Below are 21,340 nucleotides of genomic sequence, written 5' to 3'. Positions count from 1 at the left end.
TGTGCTTCCAGATGTTGCCTGGCCCAGCGCAGCCCTTCGCGAAAATAGATATACACTCGAGGCAATCTATAAAAACCGCCCACCGGGTAAACCTTCCATGATGACCTTGCGTCAGATCCGCCATTTCATCGCCGTGGCCGAGACCGGCTCGATCTCCGCCGCCGCGCAAACCGCGTTCATTTCTCAATCGACCCTGACCCTGGCCATCCAGCAACTGGAGGAAGAAATCGGCGTCAGCCTGTTCAACCGCCACGCCAAGGGCATGACCCTTACCCACCAAGGCCACCAGTTCCTGCGCCAGGCGCACCTGATTCTGGCCACCGTGGACAACGCCAAACGCAGCCTGCAACAGAGCACCGATCAGGTCGCCGGGCAGTTGATCGTCGGCGTGACCAGTCTGGTGGCCGGTTATTACCTGGCGGATTTGCTCACTCGTTTCCAGCGGGCTTATCCCAACGTCGAGATCCGGGTAATGGAGGACGAGCGGCCGTACATCGAGCATTTACTGGTCAGCGGCGAGATCGATGTCGGGGTGTTGATCCTCTCCAACCTTGAAGACCGTCACGCGTTGCAGACCGAAGTGCTGACCCACTCGCCGCACCGTTTGTGGCTGCCGGCCCAGCATCCGCTGCTGGAACACGACAGCATCAACCTCGCCGACGTTGCCCGGGAGCCGTTGATTCAACTGAACGTCGACGAGATGGATCGCAACGCTCAACGCCTTTGGCGCGGCGCGGGACTGCAACCGAAGATCACCCTCAGAACTGCGTCCACCGAAGCAGTGCGAAGTCTGGTGGCGGCGGGCCTCGGCGTTTCGATCCAGCCAGACATGACGTATCGCCCATGGTCACTGGAAGGCGACATCATCGAGGCGCGACCGATTGCCGACCTTAGCCAGACCCTCGACGTCGGTCTGGCCTGGCGTCGCGGCACCGCTCGCCCGGCTTTGGTCGATCCTTTCCTGACCGTAGCTCGCGAGCAACCTCACGGCGGACGCAAGCCATCTATTTAATCGAATGCCACCTTCAGTATTTAGAATTTGTCGACCCCGGAGCCGCGCACTAGTCTTGCTGCATCTATAAGACGGTCGGCTCCCGGAACAGGGAGCAACATGGCCATACAAGAAAAGAGATCCCGGAAAATGGCTGGCGCGCAGACCCACATGCACACCGCGTTGCTGATCGACGGCGAACTGGTCGACGGCCAGGGCTTTGTCGAACCGATCCTCAACCCGGCCACCGGCGAAGTCCTGACCCAGATCGCCGAAGCCAGCACCGAGCAAGTTGAAGCCGCCATCCTCGCCGCCCACCGTGCCTTTGCCGAGTGGTCGCGCACCACCCCGCAACAACGCTCGAACCTGCTGCTGGAAATCGCCAGCGCCGTCGAAAAACACGCCGATCACCTCGCCCGCCTCGAAGCCCTGAACTGCGGCAAGCCGCTGCACCTGGCGCGTCAGGACGATTTGACCGCGACCGTCGATGTGTTCCGCTTCTTCGCCGGCGCCGTGCGCTGCCAGACCGGCCAGCTCAGCGGCGAATACGTGCCGGGCTACACCAGCATGGTGCGCCGCGATCCGATTGGTGTTGTCGCGTCGATTGCGCCGTGGAACTACCCGATCATGATGGCCGCGTGGAAGATCGCCCCGGCCCTCGCCGCCGGCAATACACTGGTGTTCAAGCCGTCCGAGCACACACCGCTGTCGATTCTGGCGCTGGCTCCGGCACTGGCCGAGATTCTGCCACGCGGGGTGATCAACATTGTCTGCGGTGGCGGCGAAGGCGTCGGCAGTCATTTGGTCGGGCATCCAAAAGTACGCATGGTGTCGCTGACCGGCGATATCGTCACTGGCCAGAAAATCCTCCAGGCCGCCGCCAAAACCCTGAAACGCACGCACCTCGAACTCGGCGGCAAGGCTCCGGTGATCGTGTGCAACGACGCCGACCTCAAAGCCGTGGTCGAAGGCGTGCGTACTTATGGCTATTACAACGCCGGGCAGGACTGCACCGCCGCGTGCCGGATCTACGCCCAGGCCGGGATTCACGACAAATTGGTCGGCGAGCTCGGCGCGGCGGTCAGCAGCCTGCGCTTCGCTGGCAAACGCGACGCCGACAACGAGATCGGCCCGCTGATCAGCACGCGCCAGCGCGACCGGGTGGCCAGTTTCGTCGAGCGCGCCCTCGGGCAACCGCACATCGAGCGGGTGACCGGCGCAGCAGTGCACTCCGGTGCCGGTTTTTTCTATCAGCCGACCCTGCTGGCCGGTTGCAAACAGAGCGATGAAATCGTCCAGCGCGAAGTGTTCGGCCCGGTGGTGACCGTGACCCGCTTCGACGAACTGGCGCAAGCAGTGGACTGGGCCAACGACTCGGAATACGGCCTCGCCTCGTCGGTGTGGACCCAGAACCTGGACAAGGCGATGCAGGTCGCCGCACGCCTGCAGTACGGCTGCACCTGGATCAACAGCCATTTCATGCTGGTCAGCGAAATGCCCCACGGCGGCCTGAAACGCTCCGGTTACGGCAAAGACTTATCCAGCGATTCGCTGCAGGACTACAGCGTGGTGCGGCACATCATGGCCCGCCACGGCCAGCATCTCTGACTACGCTAATAACAAGCCGCTGACGGCAAGCTCCACCGCGTTCACAACTGCCCCGACCATAATTTAAAGAAGAGGGTTCACCATGTTCGTGCACAAGACCACACTGCTCAGTGCAATCACTACGGCCCTGCTGGCCAGCGCCAGCCTGCAGGCCGCCGAGCCGCTGAAAGCCGTCGGCGCCGGCGAAGGCCAGCTGGATATCGTCGCCTGGCCCGGCTACATCGAACGCGGTGAAAGCGACAAGGCCTACGACTGGGTGACCGGTTTCGAGAAGGAAACCGGCTGCAAGGTCAATGTGAAAACCGCCGCCACCTCCGACGAAATGGTCAGCCTGATGGCCAAGGGCGGTTACGACCTGGTGACCGCGTCGGGCGATGCCTCGCTGCGGTTGATCGTCGGCAAGCGTGTGCAACCGATCAACACCGCGTTGATCCCGAACTGGAATTCCCTCGACCCACGCCTGAAAGACGCGCCGTGGTACGTGGTCAACAAACAAACCTACGGCACCCCGTACCAGTGGGGCCCGAACGTGTTGATGTACAACACCAACGTGTTCAAGACCGCCCCGACCAGCTGGAACGTGGTGTTCGAGGAACAGAACCTGCCCGACGGCAAGCCGAACAAGGGTCGCGTGCAAGCCTACGACGGCCCGATCTACATCGCCGACGCGGCGCTCTATCTGAAATCCACCAAGCCTGAGTTGGGGATCAAGGATCCGTATCAACTCACCGAAGATCAGTACAAGGCCGTGCTGGAACTGTTGCGCGCCCAGCAGAAGCTGATCCACCGCTACTGGCACGACACCACCGTGCAGATGAGCGACTTCAAGAACGAAGGCGTGGTCGCGTCCAGCGCCTGGCCGTATCAGGTCAACGGCCTGATCAACGATAAACAGCCGATCGCCTCGACCGTGCCGAAAGAAGGCGCCACCGGTTGGGCCGACACCACCATGCTGCACGCCGAGGCCAAGCACCCGAACTGCGCGTACAAGTGGATGGATTGGTCGCTGCAGCCGAAAGTCCAGGGTGATGTGGCGGCGTGGTTCGGTTCGTTGCCGGCGGTTCCGGCGGCTTGCCAGGGCAGTGAGTTGCTTGGCGCCGAAGGTTGCAAGACCAACGGGTTTGATCAGTTTGACAAGATCGCCTTCTGGAAAACACCGCAGGCCGAGGGTGGGAAGTTTGTGCCGTATAGCCGGTGGACGCAGGACTACATTGCGATTATGGGCGGAAGGTAATCGATCTTTCCTGTGGGAGCGAGCTTGCTCGCGAAGTGGGCATCACATCCAACATTGCAGGAGACTGACCCACCGTCTTCGCGAGCAAGCTCGCTCCCACACCTGATCACCGCCAATACCGCGATCTCATCTGGCAACAGATAACCGTTATTCGTTTTTCAGAAGTCCAGGCAGGGCCGCTGCGACGGCCCTCGCCTTTTTGGAGCACCGCATCATGACGCTTGCAGTCCAGTTCACCAACGTTTCCCGGCAGTTCGGCGAAGTGAAAGCCGTTGACCGGGTTTCCATCGACATCCAGGACGGCGAGTTCTTTTCCATGCTCGGCCCCTCCGGTTCGGGCAAGACCACGTGCCTGCGCCTGATCGCCGGGTTCGAACAACCGAGCGCGGGTTCGATCCGCATTCACGGCGCCGAAGCCGCCGGCTTGCCGCCCTATCAACGCGATGTAAACACTGTGTTTCAGGATTACGCACTGTTCCCGCACATGAACGTGCTGGACAACGTCGCCTACGGCCTGAAGGTCAAAGGCGTGAACAAGAACGAACGCCACAAGCGCGCCGAAGAAGCATTGGACATGGTCGCTCTCAGCGGCTATGGCGCACGCAAACCGGTGCAGTTGTCTGGCGGTCAGCGCCAGCGTGTCGCCCTCGCCCGCGCGCTGGTCAATCGTCCGCGAGTGCTGTTGCTCGACGAACCGTTGGGCGCTCTCGATCTGAAGCTGCGCGAACAGATGCAGAGCGAACTGAAGAAGCTGCAACGCCAGCTCGGCATCACTTTCATCTTCGTCACCCACGACCAGACCGAAGCGCTGTCGATGTCCGACCGCGTGGCCGTGTTCAACAAGGGTCGCATCGAGCAGGTCGACACCCCGCGCAATTTGTACATGAAACCCACCACCACCTTCGTCGCCGAATTTGTCGGCACTTCGAACGTGATTCGCGGCGATCTGGCGCGTCAGCTCAGCGGTCATCCGCAGCCGTTTTCGATTCGTCCTGAGCACGTACGTTTCGCCGAAGGCCCGTTGGCCGGCCATGAAATCGAAGTCAGCGGCCTGCTCCACGACATCCAGTACCAGGGCAGCGCCACGCGCTATGAACTGAAGCTGGAAAACGGCCAGACCCTGAGCATCAGCCACGCCAACAATCAGTGGATCGACAGCAGCGCGCAGCACCAGACCGGTCAGCGCATCAGTGCACGCTGGGCGCGGGAAGCGATGATTCCGCTGCACGACACCGTTGCGAGCGGGGTGTGACATGACCGCCCTCGCCCTCCCTCAATCGGCGCCGTTGCGCAGGTTTTCCAACCTGCTCTATCGCAAGCCGAATCTGTATCTGTCGATGCTGCTGGTGCCGCCGCTGCTGTGGTTCGGCGCGATCTATCTGGGCTCGTTGCTGGTGCTGTTGTGGCAAGGTTTCTACACCTTCGACGACTTCACCATGGCGGTCACGCCTGACCTGACCCTGGCCAACTTCGCCGCGCTGTTTCAGCCGTCGAATTTCGACATCATCCTGCGCACCCTGAGCATGGCCGTTGTGGTGTCGATCGCCAGCGCCATCGTCGCGTTCCCGATTGCCTACTACATGGCGCGTTACACCACCGGCAAGACCAAGGCGTTTTTCTACATCGCGGTGATGATGCCGATGTGGGCCAGTTACATCGTCAAGGCCTACGCCTGGACGCTGCTGCTGGCCAAGGGCGGCGTGGCGCAGTGGTTCGTGCAGCACCTGGGGCTGGAGCCGGTTCTGCAGTTCATTCTGGGGATTCCCGGAGTCGGCGGCAGCACCTTGTCGACCTCGCATCTGGGGCGCTTCATGGTGTTCGTCTACATCTGGCTGCCGTTCATGATCCTGCCGATCCAGGCCTCGCTGGAGCGCCTGCCGCCCTCCTTGCTGCAAGCCTCCGCCGACCTCGGGGCCAAGCCACGCCAGACTTTCATGCAGGTGATTCTGCCGCTGTCGGTGCCGGGGATTGCCGCAGGTTCGATCTTTACGTTCTCGCTGACGTTGGGTGACTTCATCGTGCCGCAACTGGTGGGCCCGCCGGGCTACTTCGTCGGCAGCATGGTCTACGCGCAGCAAGGCGCGATCGGCAACATGCCGATGGCTGCGGCGTTCACGCTGGTGCCAATCGTGCTGATCGCCATCTACCTGTCCATCGTCAAACGACTGGGGGCCTTCGATGCACTCTGACAAAGCATCCATAGGGCTGAAAATCGCAGCCTGGGGCGGGTTGGTATTTCTGCACTTCCCGATCCTGATCATCTTCCTCTACGCCTTCAACACCGAAGACGCCGCGTTCAGCTTTCCACCGAAAGGCTTCACGCTGCACTGGTTCAGTGTGGCGTTTTCCCGGCCGGACGTGCTGGAAGCGATCAAGCTGTCGTTGCAGATCGCCGCCATCGCCACACTGATTGCGATGGTGCTCGGCACCCTTGCTTCAGCGGCGCTGTACCGCCGGGACTTCTTCGGCAAACAGGGCATTTCGCTGATGCTGATCCTGCCGATTGCGCTGCCGGGAATCATCACCGGGATCGCGCTGCTGGCGACTTTCAAGACGCTGGGGATCGAGCCGGGGATGTTCACCATCATCGTCGGCCACGCGACCTTCTGCGTGGTGATCGTCTACAACAACGTCATCGCCCGCCTGCGCCGTACCTCCCACAGCCTGATCGAGGCGTCGATGGATCTCGGCGCCGACGGTTGGCAGACCTTCCGCTACATCATCCTGCCGAACCTCGGCTCGGCCCTGCTCGCCGGCGGCATGCTCGCATTTGCGCTGTCGTTCGACGAAATCATCGTCACCACTTTCACCGCCGGCCATGAACGCACCTTGCCGTTGTGGTTGCTCAACCAGTTGAGCCGCCCACGGGACGTGCCGGTGACCAACGTCGTGGCGATGCTCGTAATGCTGGTGACCATGCTGCCGATCCTCGGCGCCTACTACCTGACCCGGGGTGGCGAGAGCGTGGCCGGCAGCGGCGGCAAATGAATTCCCTGACCTTTCCCACCCTGAATTTGCAGTAGAAAGAGGACAACAACATGCAAACCAAACTCTTGATCAACGGCCAACTGGTCAACGGCGAAGGCCCGGCGCAACCGGTGCTCAACCCGGCGCGCGGTGAAGTGCTGGTGGAAATCAACGAAGCCACCGAAGCCCAGGTCGATGCCGCCGTGCGCGCCGCCGACAGTGCCTTCGCCGAGTGGTCGCAGACCACGCCGAAAGACCGTTCGCTGTTGCTGCTCAAACTCGCCGACGCCATCGAAGCCCATGGCGAAGAACTGGCGAAACTGGAATCGGACAACTGCGGCAAACCCTACAGCGCCGCGCTGAATGACGAGATTCCGGCGATTGCCGACGTGTTCCGTTTCTTCGCCGGCGCCAGCCGTTGCATGAGCGGTTCGGCCGGCGGCGAATACCTGCCCGGCCACACCTCGATGATCCGCCGCGACCCGGTGGGCGTGATCGCCTCCATCGCGCCGTGGAACTACCCGCTGATGATGGTCGCCTGGAAAATCGCCCCGGCCCTCGCCGCCGGTAATACCGTGGTGCTCAAGCCGTCGGAACAAACCCCGCTGACCGCGTTGCGTCTGGCCGAACTGGCGTCGGATATTTTCCCGGCCGGCGTACTCAATCTGGTGTTCGGGCGTGGGCCGAGCGTGGGCAGTCCGCTGGTGACCCATCCGAAAGTGCGCATGGTGTCGCTGACCGGTTCCATCGCCACCGGCTCGAACATCATTTCCAGCACCGCCGACAGCGTCAAACGCATGCACATGGAACTGGGCGGCAAGGCCCCGGTGATCATCTTCGACGACGCCGACATTGATGCGGCGGTCGAAGGCATTCGTACCTTCGGCTTCTACAACGCCGGCCAGGATTGCACTGCTGCGTGCCGGATCTACGCCCAGCAAGGCATCTACGACAAGTTTGTCGAGAAACTCGGCGCAGCGGTGAGCAGCATCAAGTACGGCTTGCAGGATGATCCGTCGACCGAGCTGGGGCCGCTGATCACCGCCCAGCATCGCGACCGCGTGGCCGGGTTTGTCGAGCGCGCCGTGGCGCAATCGCACATCCGTTTGATCACCGGCGGCAAGGCTGTCGAAGGCAACGGTTTCTTCTTCGAACCCACCGTTTTGGCGGACGCCCAGCAGGACGACGAAATCGTCCGCCGCGAAGTGTTCGGGCCGGTGGTGTCGGTGACCAAGTTCATTGATGAAGCTCAGGCGCTGGAATGGGCCAACGATTCGGACTACGGCCTCGCTTCCTCTGTGTGGACGGCGGATGTCGGACGCGCCCATCGCCTGTCAGCACGGTTGCAGTACGGCTGCACTTGGGTGAATACGCACTTCATGCTTGTCAGCGAAATGCCCCATGGCGGTCAGAAACTGTCCGGCTACGGCAAGGACATGTCCATGTACGGACTGGAGGACTACACCACGGTTCGGCATGTGATGTTCAAGCACTAAAGGCATTTCCCGGCTTCAAGGCAGAAACCGGTCATCCGCACTACCAAGGCATTCAAAACAACAACTACCGATCCGGGCGGCGCTCACCAAGCCCCGCCACGGCTTCGGCCATCCGAAATCTGCCGATTTCACGGAGCAAACACACATGAGTGCATCACCCGATCTCTCAGCCGCCGTTGCCGACAGCGATGCCGAACAACTGCGCCAACTGGGCTACACCTCCAACTTCAACCGCAGCATGAGCCTGTGGGAAAACTTCGCGCTGGGCTTCACGTATCTGTCACCGGTCGTAGGGGTTTATACCCTGTTCGGCCTGTGCCTGGCCGCCGGCGGGCCGCCGATGTTCTGGGCCTATTTGCTGGTCGGTTGCGGGCAATTGCTGGTGTGCCTGATCTTCGGCGAAGTGGTTTCGCAGTTCCCGATTTCCGGCGGTGTCTATCCGTGGGCGCGGCGCCTGGTGGGCAAAAAATGGGCGTGGATGGTCGGCTGGATCTACTCCATCGCCCTGTGCGTAACCATCGCCGCTGTGGCGGTCGGCGCCGGCCCGTACCTTGCGGCCATGCTGGGCTTTGAGCCAAGCAATAACACCAACATCGTCATCGCCCTGGTGCTGACCCTGTTCGCCACCCTGGTGAACCTCAGCGGCACCAAAGTGCTGGCGCGGATCGCCATGTTCGGCTTCCTCTGCGAACTGGTGGGCGCGGTGATCGTCGGCGTGTACCTGCTGATTTTCGAGCGTCACCAGCCGATCAGCGTGCTGTTCAACACTTTCGACATCAGCGTCGACGGCTCCTATCTGCCGGCGTTCCTCACCGCGTCGCTGGCGGGGATGTTCCTCTACTACGGCTTCGAGGCCTGTGGCGATGTGGCCGAAGAAACCCCGAACCCGAGCAAGAAAATCCCGGTGGCCATGCGCATGACCATCTACATCGGCGGCATCGCGGCGATGTTCGCTTGCCTGGCGCTGATCCTCGCCGTACCGGACATGCAGGCGGTGATCAACGGCACCGACAAGGACCCGGTCACCACGATCCTCAACAACGCCTTCGGCCCGATCGGCTCGAAAGTGGTGATGGGCGTGGTGATGATTTCCTTCATCTCCTGCGTCATCAGCCTGCAGGCGGCGGCGAGTCGTCTGCTGTATTCCTACGCTCGCGATGAAATGGTCATCGGCAGCCGACTGCTGAAAAAGATTTCTCCTACGACCCAGGTGCCGGTTGCTGCGCTGTTCGTGTCCGGCGTCCTGCCCGGCCTGATCATCGCCCTCGGCTTCTTCCTGCAAGACGCCGTGGCCACCATCGTCAGCTTCGCCGCCATCGGCATCTACCTCGCGTTCCAGATGATCGTGCTGGCCGCCCTGTACGCCCGCAGCAAAGGCTGGAAACCCAGCGGCAAATTCATCCTCGGCGCCTGGGGCTGGCCGGTGAACATCGGCGCGCTGGTCTACGGCGTCGGCGCAATCATCAACATGGCCTGGCCCCGCACGCCGGATGCGGCGTGGTACATCAACTACGCGATGGTGCTGAGCACGGTGATCGTGATTGGACTGGGGTTGGTTTATATGTGGATTGGCAAGCCGTATGACCATGGGAAGGCGCCGGCTGGGGATGCCTGGAAGGTGAGTCGCTAAAAGATTTTGGCCCCGGCACCGATAGAGTGCCGGGGTTCAAGAAAGCCGACGCAAAACATCAAAAGAAAAGCTCGGACTGATCGTATTTCAGCGAGGAAATACGATCGAACAGTTTGATTTTTTCGTTGGCTTTTTGCTTGGCGTGGTCAGACATGAATGCAATCAACTCTTCGAGCTGATTGACGTCTCCCACCACTTTGAATTCCTTCTCCTTGTTGACGAAGACAAGGGACTTCTTCTTTCTCGACAACAGTTCTATGACGTTGCTGAGCGTACCGGTGCTCTTCGCATCCCATATCATCAAGCCGTAGTCAGCGGCTTCGGCCATCACCACGTCTTTCTCGGTGAAGAAGGCCCTCGATCCTTTGGAATGTTTGGAGTCCACTGTTCTGGCAGGCCACTGTCCGAGGTTGTTCCGCGGCGCTGGACCGCTACAGAACACAGTAGTTTTGGATCGCTCAAGACTCAGCAGATATTCCTGAATGGAGGTATCGGCACCACCCGCATCACCAACGACCACCTCGAATTCAGACGCAACGATATTACTGATACGCTCCTTAACCTTCGGATCAAGGTTCTTGATGTTGATAGAGCCAGCAATAAATACAGTCGTCATTGAATTCACTTCCAGGTTAGCGCCGCTACGTAGATCTTCCCCACCTTCGGATATTCACGCAAGACAGCACAAGCCGCGTCCATCGACGCTCCGCTATCAAACAAATCGTCTACGACCAAAACATTCCAGCATCCCTCTGTCGTAATTTCGTCGTTGACGCTGAAACTGTTTCCAATCGCAGCAACCTTGTCTGCTTTGGAGTGCAAATCCTTGAGTGACTTTCCCGTAGTCGCTTTTCGAAGCAAATCCGAGAAAACCGGCCGCCCGACAATTCGTCCCAACTCCAGAGCGACCTCAGTTACCGGTTGTCGCTGACGGATATTTGAAGCAGGCATAGGCAGCACAAATCCTACTTGATCCAACATAGGGAACACATTTGTCGCCACCGCTTGGGCCAGTGGGCCGACCTGAGTCCAATCCTTCTGGTATTTGAGCTGGTAGGTCGCCTCACCAATCTCTGTGCGCTGATTATCGAAACATGGGTGTCCGCGATCATCGTTGCCGAGAAAGGTACTACTTACCATGTGCTTGTCTAGCACCCATCCCTGATCCCATGGGCCGTTGATCTGTTTGAGGGACACCTTCATTGAATTCTCCATTATTCACAAAAATCCTTTGGGCCCAGAGACCAAGGGCCGAGCATCCGGGGGATGCCTGAGATTCAGATAAATAAAGGAAAAATCACGCTTCAGGTGCAGTCTGGCTGGCGGCCATACAAAAACAGGCATTTCCTACAGACGCTACCTTCGAGAAAGATCTTCGATTCCTACAACAAGCGTCGATTAACCGGGCTTGGCACCATAAGCACCTGACCGATACGCTTCTTCTCGGCAGCGAAGTCGGCAGCCCGGTGTCGAAGCCGGAACAAAGTCAAAATGGCGCAACCGCACTCATTCGAGTGGCGGCTCTATTCTCAATATTGGAGTCGACGAATGCCCAATCAAACTCAAAATCCCTCTAAAGATCATCCTTACTTCATTCCCACCGTATTCACCCGCCACAACCGCTTCCTCCACGCTCTCCTTCTCGATCACCAAGCCTGGTTCTGCGCTCAAGATTTGGGCCGCATGATGGGCCATCCCTTGAACCCACGCGTCACCCTGAAACTCGACCCCGACCAACGCCGTACCGTCCGGCTGCGCAAGTACGGCAAAGTTATCGAGACGCCAATGGTCAGCGAATCCGGCATGTACGCGCTGCTCGTCCACCATTTCATCCCGGAAAACCGCAACCTGCGGCAATGGCTGAGCAATGAGGTGATTCCCATCCTGCGGGAAACCAGCTCAACAACAGCGGAAAACTGTCCGAGCCTGAGCTCGGTGCATTGGGCCGGCGTCACCGTGCCGCTGTTGCACTGGCAACAGCAGGCTTGGGTGAAATGGCGTGATATGCCGGAATTGGTGCTCGGTCAGCAGCCATCTCAGATATCGGGGACATGTAGCTGACGGCCTCACTTGGCCCAATGAAAAAAGGGGCGGACTCCAGAGCCCGTCCCTTCAATGTTCACCATCTACCTCGACCAATTTCTGACCGAGTCCCTAACAGATGCACAACGCCATCCCTGCACTACCGCCCATTCTCGAAATCATCCCGAGCGACGAGAATTTTGCTGAAGACTACCTGCAAAAACTCGTCAAACAATGTGCGGTTGCCGAGCATCTGCACGCAATCCATGTCGGCATCGCCGATGCTGACGCGGGTAAGTTGATTGATCTGGCCACCGTGAAAGCCAAATGGCTTTCACGGTGAACCTCCTGTTTCAAAACCGCGAAACACTCCTCATCGCATCCACCAGATACCGCATCGCAATCCGGTCGCTTTCCGACAACTCCCGGTAACGCTCCACCAGTTTCAGTTCATCGGGACTGAGCCGGCGTCTTCGCCGGACGTTGGTGAGGCAGGGAAAGATGCCCAATATTTCGGTGATGCCTTGTCCTTTTGTCATGGACGATGTCCTTTTCCAGTACGTCAGAAATTTTCGAAAACCGCATCGCCCTGCTCCTTTAAGCAGCGATTTGAGCCCTGCCGGTCGGATGGGTCGTGACCGGCGATGCCCATAGAATAGAAATTTAATCGGCGCTGAAAAGCGGTTTTTAGAGTAATTAGTCGAAAAAAGCAGATATGCCCTCTAAATCAGAAAAGGCTGTGGGATAAGTAACCGTAACGTCTTGTTTCATTGAGACGCTGTCGCCGTGTAATCAATGAATTTTGCAAAATCAGCGAACGGATTAAGCTAGCGCGCATCTGTTACTAGTCCGTAGCGTTTGGCCGAAGGCTTGTCCGAACCGTAATTTCTGATCCAGTACGTGCCAGGAACGGCGCGGGATTGTCCACGACAGGTTGTATCTATGCACCGCAGGAATTTGCTCAAAGCGTCCATGGCCATTGCGGCTTATACCGGCCTATCGGCCACGGGCCTGCTGGCCTCCCGCGCCTGGGCCGCCTCTGGCGGTGCCGCCGACGGTGAAGCCCAGGCCTTCGACTTCGAAACGCTGAAGCGCCAGGCCAAGCAACTGGCCGGCAGCGCGTATCAGGACACCAAACAGGTGCTGCCGCCGACCTTGGCGACCATGACCCCGCAGAACTTCAACGCGATCCGCTACGACGGCGAGCATTCGCTGTGGAAGGAGAACAAGGGTCAGCTCGATGTGCAGTTCTTCCACGTCGGCATGGGTTTCCGCCAGCCGGTGCGCATGTACAGCGTCGATCCCAAGACCCGTACGGCCCGCGAGGTGCATTTCCGCCCTCAGCTGTTCAACTATGAAAACACCTCGGTCGACACCCAGCAGCTCAAGGGCGACCTGGGTTTTGCCGGTTTCAAGCTGTTCAAGGCACCGGAACTGGATCGCCATGACGTGGTGTCGTTCCTCGGCGCCAGCTACTTCCGTGCGGTGGATGCCACTGGCCAATATGGCCTCTCCGCCCGTGGCCTGGCCGTCGACACCTACGCCAAGAAACGCGAAGAATTCCCTGACTTCACCAAGTTCTGGTTCGAGACTCCGGATCAGAACGCGACCCGCTTCGTGGTCTACGCCCTGCTCGACTCGCCGAGTGCGACCGGGGCCTATCGTTTCGACATCGATTGCCAGGCCGAGCGCGTGGTGATGGAAGTCGATGCTCACATCAACGCCCGCACCGCCATCGAACAACTGGGCATCGCCCCGATGACCAGCATGTTCAGTTGCGGCACCCACGAGCGCCGGATGTGCGACACCATCCACCCGCAAATCCATGACTCGGATCGTCTGGCGATGTGGCGCGGCAACGGCGAGTGGATCTGCCGACCGCTGAACAACCCGGCAACCCTGCAGTTCAACGCCTTCGCCGACACCGATCCGAAAGGTTTCGGTCTGGTGCAGACCGACCACGAATTCGCCAACTATCAAGACACCGTCGACTGGTACAGCAAGCGCCCGAGCCTTTGGGTAGAACCTACAACCGCGTGGGGCGAAGGCTCCATCGATCTGCTGGAAATTCCTACAACCGGCGAGACCCTCGACAACATCGTCGCGTTCTGGACGCCGAAGAAACCGGTGGCCGCCGGGGATTCGCTGAACTACGGCTACAAGCTCTACTGGAGCGCCCTGCCGCCGGTCGGCACGCCGCTGGCGCGGGTGCATGCGACCCGTTCGGGCATGGGTGGATTCGTCGAAGGCTGGGCACCGGGTGAGCATTACCCGCCAGTCTGGGCCCGTCGTTTTGCCGTGGACTTCACCGGTGGTGGTCTGGATCGCCTGCCCCAGGGCACCGGGATCGAACCGGTGGTCACTTGCTCCAACGGCAAGGTGCAGGACTTCAGCGTGCTGGTGCTGGATGACATCAAGGGTTACCGGATCCTGTTCGACTGGTACCCGACCAACGACAGCGTCGATCCCGTGGAGCTTCGCCTGTTCATCCGCACCAACGACCGCACGCTGAGCGAAACCTGGTTGTACCAGTACTTCCCGCCGGCGCCGGACAAGCGCAAGTATCCTTGATGATTCTCTAGCGTCAGATCGGGTCTCATCGCTGGCAAACCAGCTCCCACATGGATATCGATTAATCACAGAGTTTGTGTACAACCGAAAACCTGTGGGAGCGAGCTTGCTCGCGATGGCGTCAGTCCAGGCGACAGTAAAAGTGAATATCGTGAGGTTCGAGTGCAAACAGCTCGGGATCCGGTTGCGCCAGCAACCGGCAACCCTGGCGCTGATAGAACTCCACGGTATTGCGCGACTCGGTCGCCGAGACGTACAACGCATCGGCGCCGACCTCTCGGCCATACTCGCAAGCCAGGGCAAACAAGCGTCCGCCGTGGCCCTGTCCACGGTAAGCACGGCTGATGTGCAGGAACTTCAACTGCCGCATCCTCAGGCCCTGATTGTGAATAACACGGTTATCCACAACCACTGCCGCCACCAGAGTCTCACCATCGAAAAGGCCGTGTAGCCAGCCGCCGCTGCGCCAGCACTTTTCCAATACCCGCGCATTCTCCTCCGCCTCCCCTTCGGGCCAGCCGCGCATGTCGAAACGCGCCGGATAAAGAATCAGCTCACCGTTTTCCACGCGATAACATTCCTCGACCAACTCACTACGGTCGATCAGCGCCAGCAGTGGCAAGTCGGATTCAGTCAGCGCTCGTTCGATCAACATTGCGGTTCATTCCTTTGCAATCCCGGACAGCAGGCAAGAAAAAACCCGCCGGTTCAATGGCGGGTTTTATAGGCTTTACGACAGGTTGGAATCAATCCCGCAGATCAGACTCGTGAATCGGCTGATCCCGATGGGTCGCACGTTGATACTGCGCCGGCCATACCGCTTTGCGTCCGCCCAAGTCATCGTCGGCATGCAGTGGCCAGTAAGGGTCACGCAGCAGCTCACGGGCGAGGAAGATGATGTCGGCCTGACAGGTCCGCAGGATGTGTTCGGCCTGGGCCGGCTCGGTAATCATTCCCACGGTGCCGGTGGCGATGCCTGACTCCTTGCGCACCCGTTCGGCGAAGCGCGTCTGATAACCCGGTCCCACCGGAATTTCCGCGTTCGCTGCGGTACCGCCAGACGACACGTCGATGAGATCCGCGCCGAGGGTTTTCAGGCGTCGCGCCAGCTCCACGGTTTCATCGGGGTTCCAGCCGTCTTCCACCCAGTCGGTGGCCGACAGGCGCACAAACACCGGCAACTCTTCCGGCCAGACGGCACGCACCGCCTCGGTCACTTGCAGCACCAGACGAATGCGGTTTTCGAACGAGCCGCCGTATTGGTCGCGGCGCTGATTACTCAATGGCGACAGAAACTGGTGCAGCAGATAACCATGCGCCGCATGCACCTCGACCACACTGAAACCGGCGGTCAGCGCACGTTTGGCTGCGGCCACGAAGTCCTGGATGACTTGGGCGATCTGACTCTCATCAAGTTGTTTGGGTTGGGTGTGTTGCGGGTCGAAGGCAATCGGCGAAGGCCCGACCGGGGTCCAGCCGCCGTCATCCGGTTTGACGCTGCCATGCTTGCCGATCCACGGCCGATGGGTGCTGGCCTTGCGCCCGGCGTGGGCCAGTTGAATGCCGGCCACTGCGCCCTGCGCGTTGATGAATCGGGTGATGCGTTGCAGCGGTGCGATCTGTTCGTCGTTCCACAGGCCCAGGTCTTCGGCGGTGATCCGCCCGTCAGCCGTGATCGCCGTGGCTTCGGTAAACACCAGGCCCGCGCCCCCTACTGCACGGCTGCCGAGGTGCACCAGATGCCAGTCGTTGGCCAGGCCATCGACACTCGAGTACTGGCACATGGGCGACACGGCGATGCGGTTGGACAGGGTCAGTTGGCGAAGGGTAAAGGGTTCAAGCAGCAGACTCATGGGGCACCTCTCAAATCAGTGGTCAGGCTCCAGGGTTCTGTTTGAAAAGTCGACGAGTGACAGGAAAAAGGTGCAGCACCCGCCCCCGCGGGCAAAAAATTCGACAAGACGTCACAAGGCCAATCAAGCAGTGCTTAGAGCCTAGTCGACATCCGGGGATGAGGGTGGGTTCAGAGTGATTCTGTGTGTGTAAGTCCGCTTTCGTCGGAACGCCGCCCGGAGCAAGCTCGCGAAAGTGTCAGCGCGGTTCGATGTGGGCAATCATCAATTGCACGGTTTCATTACCGCGAAACTCGTTGAGATCGAGTTTGTAGGCCAGTTCGACCCATTTGATCGTCGGGTTCGGCCAGATATCGCGATCGATGCCGAACGCGATGCCATCGAGCTTCACCGAACCGCATTCGGTTTTCAGCACCACTTTCAGGTGCCGCTCGCCGACCACTCGCTGCTCGACCAACTGGAACACGCCGTGAAACAACGGCTCCGGGAAATGCTGCCCCCACGGCCCGGCGTGACGCAGAGCCCGGGCCAATTCCAGATGAAATTCCTCGACCGCCAGCGTGCCGTCCGACAGCAGGCGTCCGGTCAGATCCTCTTCGCGAAGCTGCCTGCGCACCTCGGCGTCGAATGCCTCGGCGAACAACGGAAAATTCTCCTGCGGCAAAGTCAAACCAGCCGCCATCGCGTGGCCGCCGTACTTGGCGATCAGATCCGGATGTTGCGCCGCGACCACGCTCAGCGCATCGCGAATATGAAACCCCTGCACCGAGCGCCCGGAGCCCTTGAGCAAGCCGTCGCCAGCATCGGCGAAGGCGATGGTCGGGCGGAAATACCGCTCTTTCATCCGCGAAGCCAGAATACCGATCACACCCTGGTGCCACTCCGGATCAAACAGACACAACCCGAACGGCATCGACTCGACCGGCAAATCCTTGAGCTGGGCCAGCGCCTCGCGCTGCATGCCCTGCTCAATGGATTTGCGATCCTGGTTCATGCCGTCCAGTTGCGCGGCCATTTCACGGGCCAGCGCAGCGTCGTGGGTCAGCAGGCATTCGATGCCCAAGCTCATGTCGTCCAGACGCCCCGCCGCGTTCAGACGCGGGCCGACGATGAAACCGAGGTCGGTAGACGTAATGCGCGAGGCTTCACGCTTGGCCACTTCCAGGATCGCCTTGATTCCTGGCCTTGCACGCCCGGCGCGAATCCGTTCCAGACCCTGGTGCACCAGAATCCGGTTGTTGGCATCCAGCGGCACCACGTCGGCAACGCTGCCCAGCGCCACCAGATCCAGCAGTTCGCCAATGTTCGGCTGTGGCTTGCTCTCGTACCAGCCGAGGCTGCGCAGACGCGCACGCAATGCCATCAACACATAGAAAATCACCCCGACCCCGGCCAGCGCCTTGCTCGGGAACCCGCAGCCGGGCTGGTTCGGATTGACCAGCGCATCGGCTTGCGGCAGTTCGTCGCCGGGCAAGTGGTGGTCGGTGATCAAAACCTTCAGGCCGTGACGTTTCGCGGCCGCCACACCTTCGACGCTGGAAATACCGTTGTCGACCGTGATCAACAGTTGCGGCTCGCGGGTCATCGCGACTTCGACGATTTCCGGGGTCAGGCCGTAGCCGTATTCGAAGCGGTTCGGCACCAGATAATCGACGTGCGCCGCGCCAAGCAGACGCAAACCGAGCACGCCCACGGTGCTGGCCGTCGCGCCGTCGGCGTCGAAGTCACCGACAATCAGGATCCGCTGACGCTGCTCCAGCGCCGTCAACAGCAGGTCCACCGCCGCATCGATCCCCTTGAGTTGCTGGAACGGAATCAACCGCGCCAGGCTCTTGTCCAGCTCCGCCTCGGACTGCACGCCCCGCGCCGCGTACAGGCGGGTCAGCAGGGGTGGCAGTTCACCGAGAAACGGCAGAGTGGCGGGCAACGGGCGAGGATCGATACGCATGGGGTGACAGAAGCTTCTCTTGAATACGTGGGATTTTTCGGGAGTAACGCGGACTTAGCCGCGCTCGCCTTGCAGCCAGGTGAGCTGGACTTCGTGCTGGCCGCGATCATCGGTGACGAAGATCGTGCCTTCACTGATCATCACGTCCCACTTGATGACGCGGGGCATGTCCTGGGCCAGGGTTTCCAGCACTTCCTGCGGAACGGCAGCAATGTTGACGTTCTTCAGGTTTTTGATCGCCGGGATCACCTTGCCTTCCCACACACGCAGGCTGCCGTAGGCCAGCAGGCTGGTGCGTTCGGTGCGACGGGAGCACCAGGTCAGGCGATCCGCATCTGGTTGGCCGACTTCGATCCAGTGCAGGACGCGGTCGTCCAGGCTCTTTTCCCACAACGCAGGTTCATCGACATCCGACAGACCACGACCAAACGACAGTTGCTCGTTGTACCAGAGCGCGTAGGCCAGCAGGCGTACGGTCATGCGTTCTTCGGTTTCCGAAGGGTGACGGGCGATGGTCTGCTTCACGTTCTCGTAGACGCTGCGGTCCAGATCGGTGAGGTTCAGTTCGAATTTGTAGGTAGTGGACGGCTGGGCCATGAACGGGCTTCTTGATACGAGGAAAGTCGGCAAGTCTAACCGATGCTGTAGGCAATCCACGAATTGATGGCGATCAACCTTGCGCGACTGACAGCCGGCTATGTTAAAACGCTGTATCTGCTCAGCCTTGTCCTACAGGATTTCGCATGCCGTTCGCCAACAAACCGCTCAGCGGTCTGAAAGTCATTGAATTGGGTACCTTGATTGCCGGGCCGTTTGCCTCGCGCATTTGCGGCGAGTTCGGTGCCGAAGTGATCAAGATCGAATCGCCGGACGGCGGTGATCCGCTGCGCAAGTGGCGCAAATTGTATGAAGGCACCTCGCTGTGGTGGTTCGTCCAGGCTCGCAACAAAAAGTCCCTGACCCTGAACCTGAAACACCCCGACGGCCTGGCGATCCTGAAAAAACTGCTGGGTGAAGCCGACATCCTGATCGAGAACTTCCGCCCCGGCGTGCTGGAAAAACTCGGCCTGAGCTGGGAAACCCTGCACGCGCTCAACCCGAAGCTGGTGATGGTGCGCCTGTCCGGTTTCGGCCAGACCGGGCCGATGAAGGATCAGCCAGGTTTCGGCGCGGTCGGCGAATCCATGGGTGGCCTGCGCTACATCACTGGCTTCGAGGACCGGCCGCCAGTGCGCACCGGGATTTCCATCGGCGATTCGATTGCGGCCTTGTGGGGTGTGATCGGCGCGTTGATGGCTTTGCGTCATCGCGAGGTCAACGGTGGACTCGGCCAAGTGGTCGATGTGGCGCTGTACGAAGCGATCTTCGCCATGATGGAAAGCATGGTGCCGGAGTTCGATGTGTTCGGATTCATTCGTGAGCGCACCGGCAACATCATGCCAGGCATCACACCCTCCTCGATCCACACCAGCGCCGACGGCAAGCATGTGCAGATCGGTGCCAACGGCGATGCGATCTTCAAGCGCTTCATGCTGATCATCGGTCGTGAGGATCTGGCCAATGACCCGACACTGGCCAGCAATGACGGGCGCGACAGCCGCCGCGACGAGCTGTACGGCGTGATCGATCGCTGGGTCAATTCGCTGCCGCTGCAAACCGTGCTTGATCTGCTGAACCAGGCCGAAGTGCCGGTCAGCCGAATCTTCAGCGCCGAAGACATGTTCAACGATCCGCAGTACCTGGCCCGGGAAATGTTCCTGCACGCCAAACTGCCGGACGGCAAACCTTTCAAGATGCCCGGCATCGTGCCGAAACTCTCTGAGACACCCGGCACGTCCGAATGGGTCGGACCGCAGCTCGGTGAACACAATGCGCAGGTACTCCACGATCTTGGCTACGACGAGAAGCAGATCGCCAGGCTGCGCGAAGACGGAGCCATCTGAGCTGAAACGCCGGCAGGCCTCAGCCTCCAACCGCGCCCGCCACTGGTGGACGTGGCGGCTGTTCGGCCTGCTTTTTCTGCTGGTGCTGCCAGCCTGGGCGCAGGCCAAGCCAACGCTGATCTGGCTGTTGCGCGACCTGCCGCCGCTGACCATTCTCGAAGGCCCGAAAAAGGGCCAGGGCGTCATCGATCAACTGATGCCGATGCTGATAGCCGGCATGCCGCAATACGAACACACCCTGATGCGGGTCAACCGCGCCCGGGGCCTCCAGATGCTCCATGAACATCCGTTTGCCTGCGATCCGTCGTTGCTCTGGAACAGGGAGCGGGCGCAGTGGATTGCATTCTCCATCCCTGCTTTTCGCGCAGTCAGCAATGGTCTGGTGGTTCGTCGCAAAGATCGCGAAATGCTGGAGCCTTTTCTGGTCGAAGAGCAAGTCGATCTGTCGGCGTACCTGGCCAACGGCGAGAGAAAAGTCGGGGTGGTGGCCGAGCGCAGTTATGGCGAATACGTCGACAAGCTGCTGCGCCAGGCACCCAGTGGCTCGCTGACGCCGCACTATGGCAACGATGCCCTTAGCAGTCTGCTGTCGATGCAGCGACTGGGTCGGCTGCAAGCGGTGCTGGGTTACTGGCCGGAAATCCGCTACCAGGCGCGTCAGGTTCAGATCGCCGAAGACGAGCTGGAGTTTTTCCCCGTTCACGGTGCGGAAAAATACATCTCGAGCCATGTCGGCTGCACCGACACCACCCAGGGTCGCCAGGCGATCCGCGAAATCGATCAACTGCTGCGCACCCTGCCCCACGAACACCTGAACCAGCTCTACGCCCAGTGGCTCGACCCTGAAATGCGCCCGGACTACCTGGAGCAGGCACGGACTTTCTTCCAGCAGCAGGCCGCGCAGTAGATTCCGGGCAAAAAGAAACCCCGAGAAGTGGGGAGACGACTCGGGGTTAAACGTGGTCTGTATCAAAGACCCGTAGCAGCAAGCGACAAGCACCGGAGCACAATGCTTGATCCTACTGTTATGGGGTCTGACTGACCTGGATGCAGGAAGGTTCCCACAAAAAAACCAAT

Annotated in this window: 20 protein-coding genes; 13 read left to right on the top strand and 7 right to left on the bottom strand. The window is 60.1% G+C overall.

Annotation, left to right across the window (positions count from 1 at the left end; all coding sequences use genetic code 11):
- Positions 1-97: 97 nt before the first annotated feature.
- The 8 genes from CAG02_RS21535 (at position 98) to CAG02_RS21500 (ending at position 9,926) form a co-directional block, all read left to right on the top strand.
- Positions 98-1,012: a LysR family transcriptional regulator gene (locus tag CAG02_RS21535; protein WP_065259672.1), complete on the top strand. Its 915-nt coding sequence runs from the start codon at positions 98-100 to the stop codon at positions 1,010-1,012.
- A gap of 99 nt (positions 1,013-1,111) precedes the next feature.
- Entirely contained in the window at positions 1,112-2,599 is a 1,488-nt protein-coding gene (locus CAG02_RS21530; RefSeq protein ID WP_085711623.1) for a gamma-aminobutyraldehyde dehydrogenase, read from the top strand.
- A gap of 82 nt (positions 2,600-2,681) precedes the next feature.
- Positions 2,682-3,833 (top strand): putative ABC transporter substrate-binding protein YdcS, encoded by a 1,152-nt coding sequence (ydcS, locus tag CAG02_RS21525; RefSeq protein ID WP_085711624.1) that lies wholly within the window; start codon positions 2,682-2,684, stop codon positions 3,831-3,833.
- A 214-nt stretch (positions 3,834-4,047) separates the two neighbouring features.
- A complete protein-coding gene (locus CAG02_RS21520) occupies positions 4,048-5,085 on the top strand; it encodes an ABC transporter ATP-binding protein (protein WP_085711625.1) in 1,038 nt (345 codons plus the stop codon).
- A gap of 1 nt (position 5,086) precedes the next feature.
- Complete coding sequence (locus CAG02_RS21515) at positions 5,087-6,022, top strand: ABC transporter permease (RefSeq protein ID WP_007954664.1); 936 nt, start codon at positions 5,087-5,089, stop codon at positions 6,020-6,022.
- Positions 6,012-6,821 carry an ABC transporter permease gene (locus CAG02_RS21510; RefSeq protein WP_085711626.1) on the top strand — a complete coding sequence of 270 codons (810 nt, stop codon included), beginning with the start codon at positions 6,012-6,014 and terminating at the stop codon, positions 6,819-6,821. Before CAG02_RS21515 ends, CAG02_RS21510 begins: the two co-directional genes overlap by 11 nt.
- Before the next feature lie 50 nt (positions 6,822-6,871).
- Positions 6,872-8,296, top strand: a complete 1,425-nt coding sequence (locus tag CAG02_RS21505; RefSeq protein WP_085711627.1) for a gamma-aminobutyraldehyde dehydrogenase — start codon at positions 6,872-6,874, stop codon at positions 8,294-8,296.
- 145 nt (positions 8,297-8,441) lie between these two features.
- Entirely contained in the window at positions 8,442-9,926 is a 1,485-nt protein-coding gene (locus tag CAG02_RS21500; RefSeq protein WP_085711628.1) for an APC family permease, read from the top strand.
- A 58-nt stretch (positions 9,927-9,984) separates the two neighbouring features.
- Here the strand turns inward: CAG02_RS21500 and CAG02_RS21495 are convergent, their stop codons facing one another.
- On the bottom strand, positions 9,985-10,542 hold the full coding sequence (locus CAG02_RS21495) for a hypothetical protein (RefSeq protein ID WP_064382403.1): 558 nt from the start codon (positions 10,540-10,542) through the stop codon (positions 9,985-9,987).
- A gap of 5 nt (positions 10,543-10,547) precedes the next feature.
- Entirely contained in the window at positions 10,548-11,129 is a 582-nt protein-coding gene (locus tag CAG02_RS21490) for a ComF family protein (RefSeq protein ID WP_085702555.1), read from the bottom strand.
- A gap of 345 nt (positions 11,130-11,474) precedes the next feature.
- Between CAG02_RS21490 and CAG02_RS21485 the strand changes: the two genes are divergently transcribed.
- Positions 11,475-11,987, top strand: coding sequence for a Bro-N domain-containing protein (locus tag CAG02_RS21485; RefSeq protein ID WP_085711629.1), 513 nt, complete (start codon positions 11,475-11,477; stop codon positions 11,985-11,987).
- A gap of 100 nt (positions 11,988-12,087) precedes the next feature.
- Positions 12,088-12,291 carry a hypothetical protein gene (locus CAG02_RS21480; RefSeq protein ID WP_011332629.1) on the top strand — a complete coding sequence of 68 codons (204 nt, stop codon included), beginning with the start codon at positions 12,088-12,090 and terminating at the stop codon, positions 12,289-12,291.
- A gap of 10 nt (positions 12,292-12,301) precedes the next feature.
- Here CAG02_RS21480 and CAG02_RS21475 read toward each other — a convergent pair whose 3' ends face one another.
- Positions 12,302-12,487, bottom strand: coding sequence for a hypothetical protein (locus CAG02_RS21475; RefSeq protein WP_085711630.1), 186 nt, complete (start codon positions 12,485-12,487; stop codon positions 12,302-12,304).
- 403 nt (positions 12,488-12,890) lie between these two features.
- Here CAG02_RS21475 and CAG02_RS21470 point away from each other — a divergent pair, with 403 nt between their 5' ends.
- Complete coding sequence (locus tag CAG02_RS21470; protein ID WP_085711631.1) at positions 12,891-14,519, top strand: glucan biosynthesis protein D; 1,629 nt, start codon at positions 12,891-12,893, stop codon at positions 14,517-14,519.
- A gap of 121 nt (positions 14,520-14,640) precedes the next feature.
- Here CAG02_RS21470 and CAG02_RS21465 read toward each other — a convergent pair whose 3' ends face one another.
- From CAG02_RS21465 to CAG02_RS21450, 4 genes are all read right to left on the bottom strand, one after another.
- On the bottom strand, positions 14,641-15,174 hold the full coding sequence (locus CAG02_RS21465; RefSeq protein ID WP_085711632.1) for a GNAT family N-acetyltransferase: 534 nt from the start codon (positions 15,172-15,174) through the stop codon (positions 14,641-14,643).
- 91 nt (positions 15,175-15,265) lie between these two features.
- Positions 15,266-16,372 (bottom strand): NADH:flavin oxidoreductase/NADH oxidase, encoded by a 1,107-nt coding sequence (locus CAG02_RS21460; RefSeq protein ID WP_085711633.1) that lies wholly within the window; start codon positions 16,370-16,372, stop codon positions 15,266-15,268.
- Between the two features lie 238 nt (positions 16,373-16,610).
- On the bottom strand, positions 16,611-18,320 hold the full coding sequence (gene recJ, locus CAG02_RS21455) for a single-stranded-DNA-specific exonuclease RecJ (RefSeq protein WP_085711634.1): 1,710 nt from the start codon (positions 18,318-18,320) through the stop codon (positions 16,611-16,613).
- Positions 18,321-18,374: 54 nt separating this feature from the next.
- Positions 18,375-18,917 carry a YaeQ family protein gene (locus CAG02_RS21450; protein WP_007954646.1) on the bottom strand — a complete coding sequence of 181 codons (543 nt, stop codon included), beginning with the start codon at positions 18,915-18,917 and terminating at the stop codon, positions 18,375-18,377.
- 146 nt (positions 18,918-19,063) lie between these two features.
- Here CAG02_RS21450 and CAG02_RS21445 point away from each other — a divergent pair, with 146 nt between their 5' ends.
- Complete coding sequence (locus CAG02_RS21445) at positions 19,064-20,263, top strand: CaiB/BaiF CoA-transferase family protein (RefSeq protein ID WP_085711635.1); 1,200 nt, start codon at positions 19,064-19,066, stop codon at positions 20,261-20,263.
- On the top strand, positions 20,211-21,170 hold the full coding sequence (locus CAG02_RS21440) for a TIGR02285 family protein (protein WP_256578225.1): 960 nt from the start codon (positions 20,211-20,213) through the stop codon (positions 21,168-21,170). Before CAG02_RS21445 ends, CAG02_RS21440 begins: the two co-directional genes overlap by 53 nt.
- Positions 21,171-21,340: the final 170 nt, after the last annotated feature.

The organism is Pseudomonas sp. R43(2017), assembly GCF_002112345.1.
GTDB lineage: Bacteria > Pseudomonadota > Gammaproteobacteria > Pseudomonadales > Pseudomonadaceae > Aquipseudomonas > Aquipseudomonas kribbensis.
Note: the sequence above shows the minus strand (reverse complement) of the source record. Positions and strands in the feature narration are given on the sequence as shown.

What these genes read in the sequence shown, in the direction of transcription:
- CAG02_RS21465 (WP_085711632.1), bottom strand. Translation starts at nt 15,174, where the DNA reads ATGTTGATCGAACGAGCGCTGACTGAATCCGACTTGCCACTGCTGGCG.
- CAG02_RS21515 (WP_007954664.1), top strand. Translation starts at nt 5,087, where the DNA reads ATGACCGCCCTCGCCCTCCCTCAATCGGCGCCGTTGCGCAGGTTTTCC.
- CAG02_RS21450 (WP_007954646.1), bottom strand. Translation starts at nt 18,917, where the DNA reads ATGGCCCAGCCGTCCACTACCTACAAATTCGAACTGAACCTCACCGAT.
- CAG02_RS21505 (WP_085711627.1), top strand. Translation starts at nt 6,872, where the DNA reads ATGCAAACCAAACTCTTGATCAACGGCCAACTGGTCAACGGCGAAGGC.
- CAG02_RS21535 (WP_065259672.1), top strand. Translation starts at nt 98, where the DNA reads ATGATGACCTTGCGTCAGATCCGCCATTTCATCGCCGTGGCCGAGACC.
- CAG02_RS21460 (WP_085711633.1), bottom strand. Translation starts at nt 16,372, where the DNA reads ATGAGTCTGCTGCTTGAACCCTTTACCCTTCGCCAACTGACCCTGTCC.
- CAG02_RS21520 (WP_085711625.1), top strand. Translation starts at nt 4,048, where the DNA reads ATGACGCTTGCAGTCCAGTTCACCAACGTTTCCCGGCAGTTCGGCGAA.
- ydcS (WP_085711624.1), top strand. Translation starts at nt 2,682, where the DNA reads ATGTTCGTGCACAAGACCACACTGCTCAGTGCAATCACTACGGCCCTG.
- CAG02_RS21485 (WP_085711629.1), top strand. Translation starts at nt 11,475, where the DNA reads ATGCCCAATCAAACTCAAAATCCCTCTAAAGATCATCCTTACTTCATT.
- CAG02_RS21530 (WP_085711623.1), top strand. Translation starts at nt 1,112, where the DNA reads ATGGCCATACAAGAAAAGAGATCCCGGAAAATGGCTGGCGCGCAGACC.
- CAG02_RS21510 (WP_085711626.1), top strand. Translation starts at nt 6,012, where the DNA reads ATGCACTCTGACAAAGCATCCATAGGGCTGAAAATCGCAGCCTGGGGC.
- CAG02_RS21480 (WP_011332629.1), top strand. Translation starts at nt 12,088, where the DNA reads ATGCACAACGCCATCCCTGCACTACCGCCCATTCTCGAAATCATCCCG.
- CAG02_RS21445 (WP_085711635.1), top strand. Translation starts at nt 19,064, where the DNA reads ATGCCGTTCGCCAACAAACCGCTCAGCGGTCTGAAAGTCATTGAATTG.
- CAG02_RS21490 (WP_085702555.1), bottom strand. Translation starts at nt 11,129, where the DNA reads ATGAAGGTGTCCCTCAAACAGATCAACGGCCCATGGGATCAGGGATGG.
- CAG02_RS21470 (WP_085711631.1), top strand. Translation starts at nt 12,891, where the DNA reads ATGCACCGCAGGAATTTGCTCAAAGCGTCCATGGCCATTGCGGCTTAT.
- CAG02_RS21495 (WP_064382403.1), bottom strand. Translation starts at nt 10,542, where the DNA reads ATGACGACTGTATTTATTGCTGGCTCTATCAACATCAAGAACCTTGAT.
- CAG02_RS21475 (WP_085711630.1), bottom strand. Translation starts at nt 12,487, where the DNA reads ATGACAAAAGGACAAGGCATCACCGAAATATTGGGCATCTTTCCCTGC.
- recJ (WP_085711634.1), bottom strand. Translation starts at nt 18,320, where the DNA reads ATGCGTATCGATCCTCGCCCGTTGCCCGCCACTCTGCCGTTTCTCGGT.
- CAG02_RS21500 (WP_085711628.1), top strand. Translation starts at nt 8,442, where the DNA reads ATGAGTGCATCACCCGATCTCTCAGCCGCCGTTGCCGACAGCGATGCC.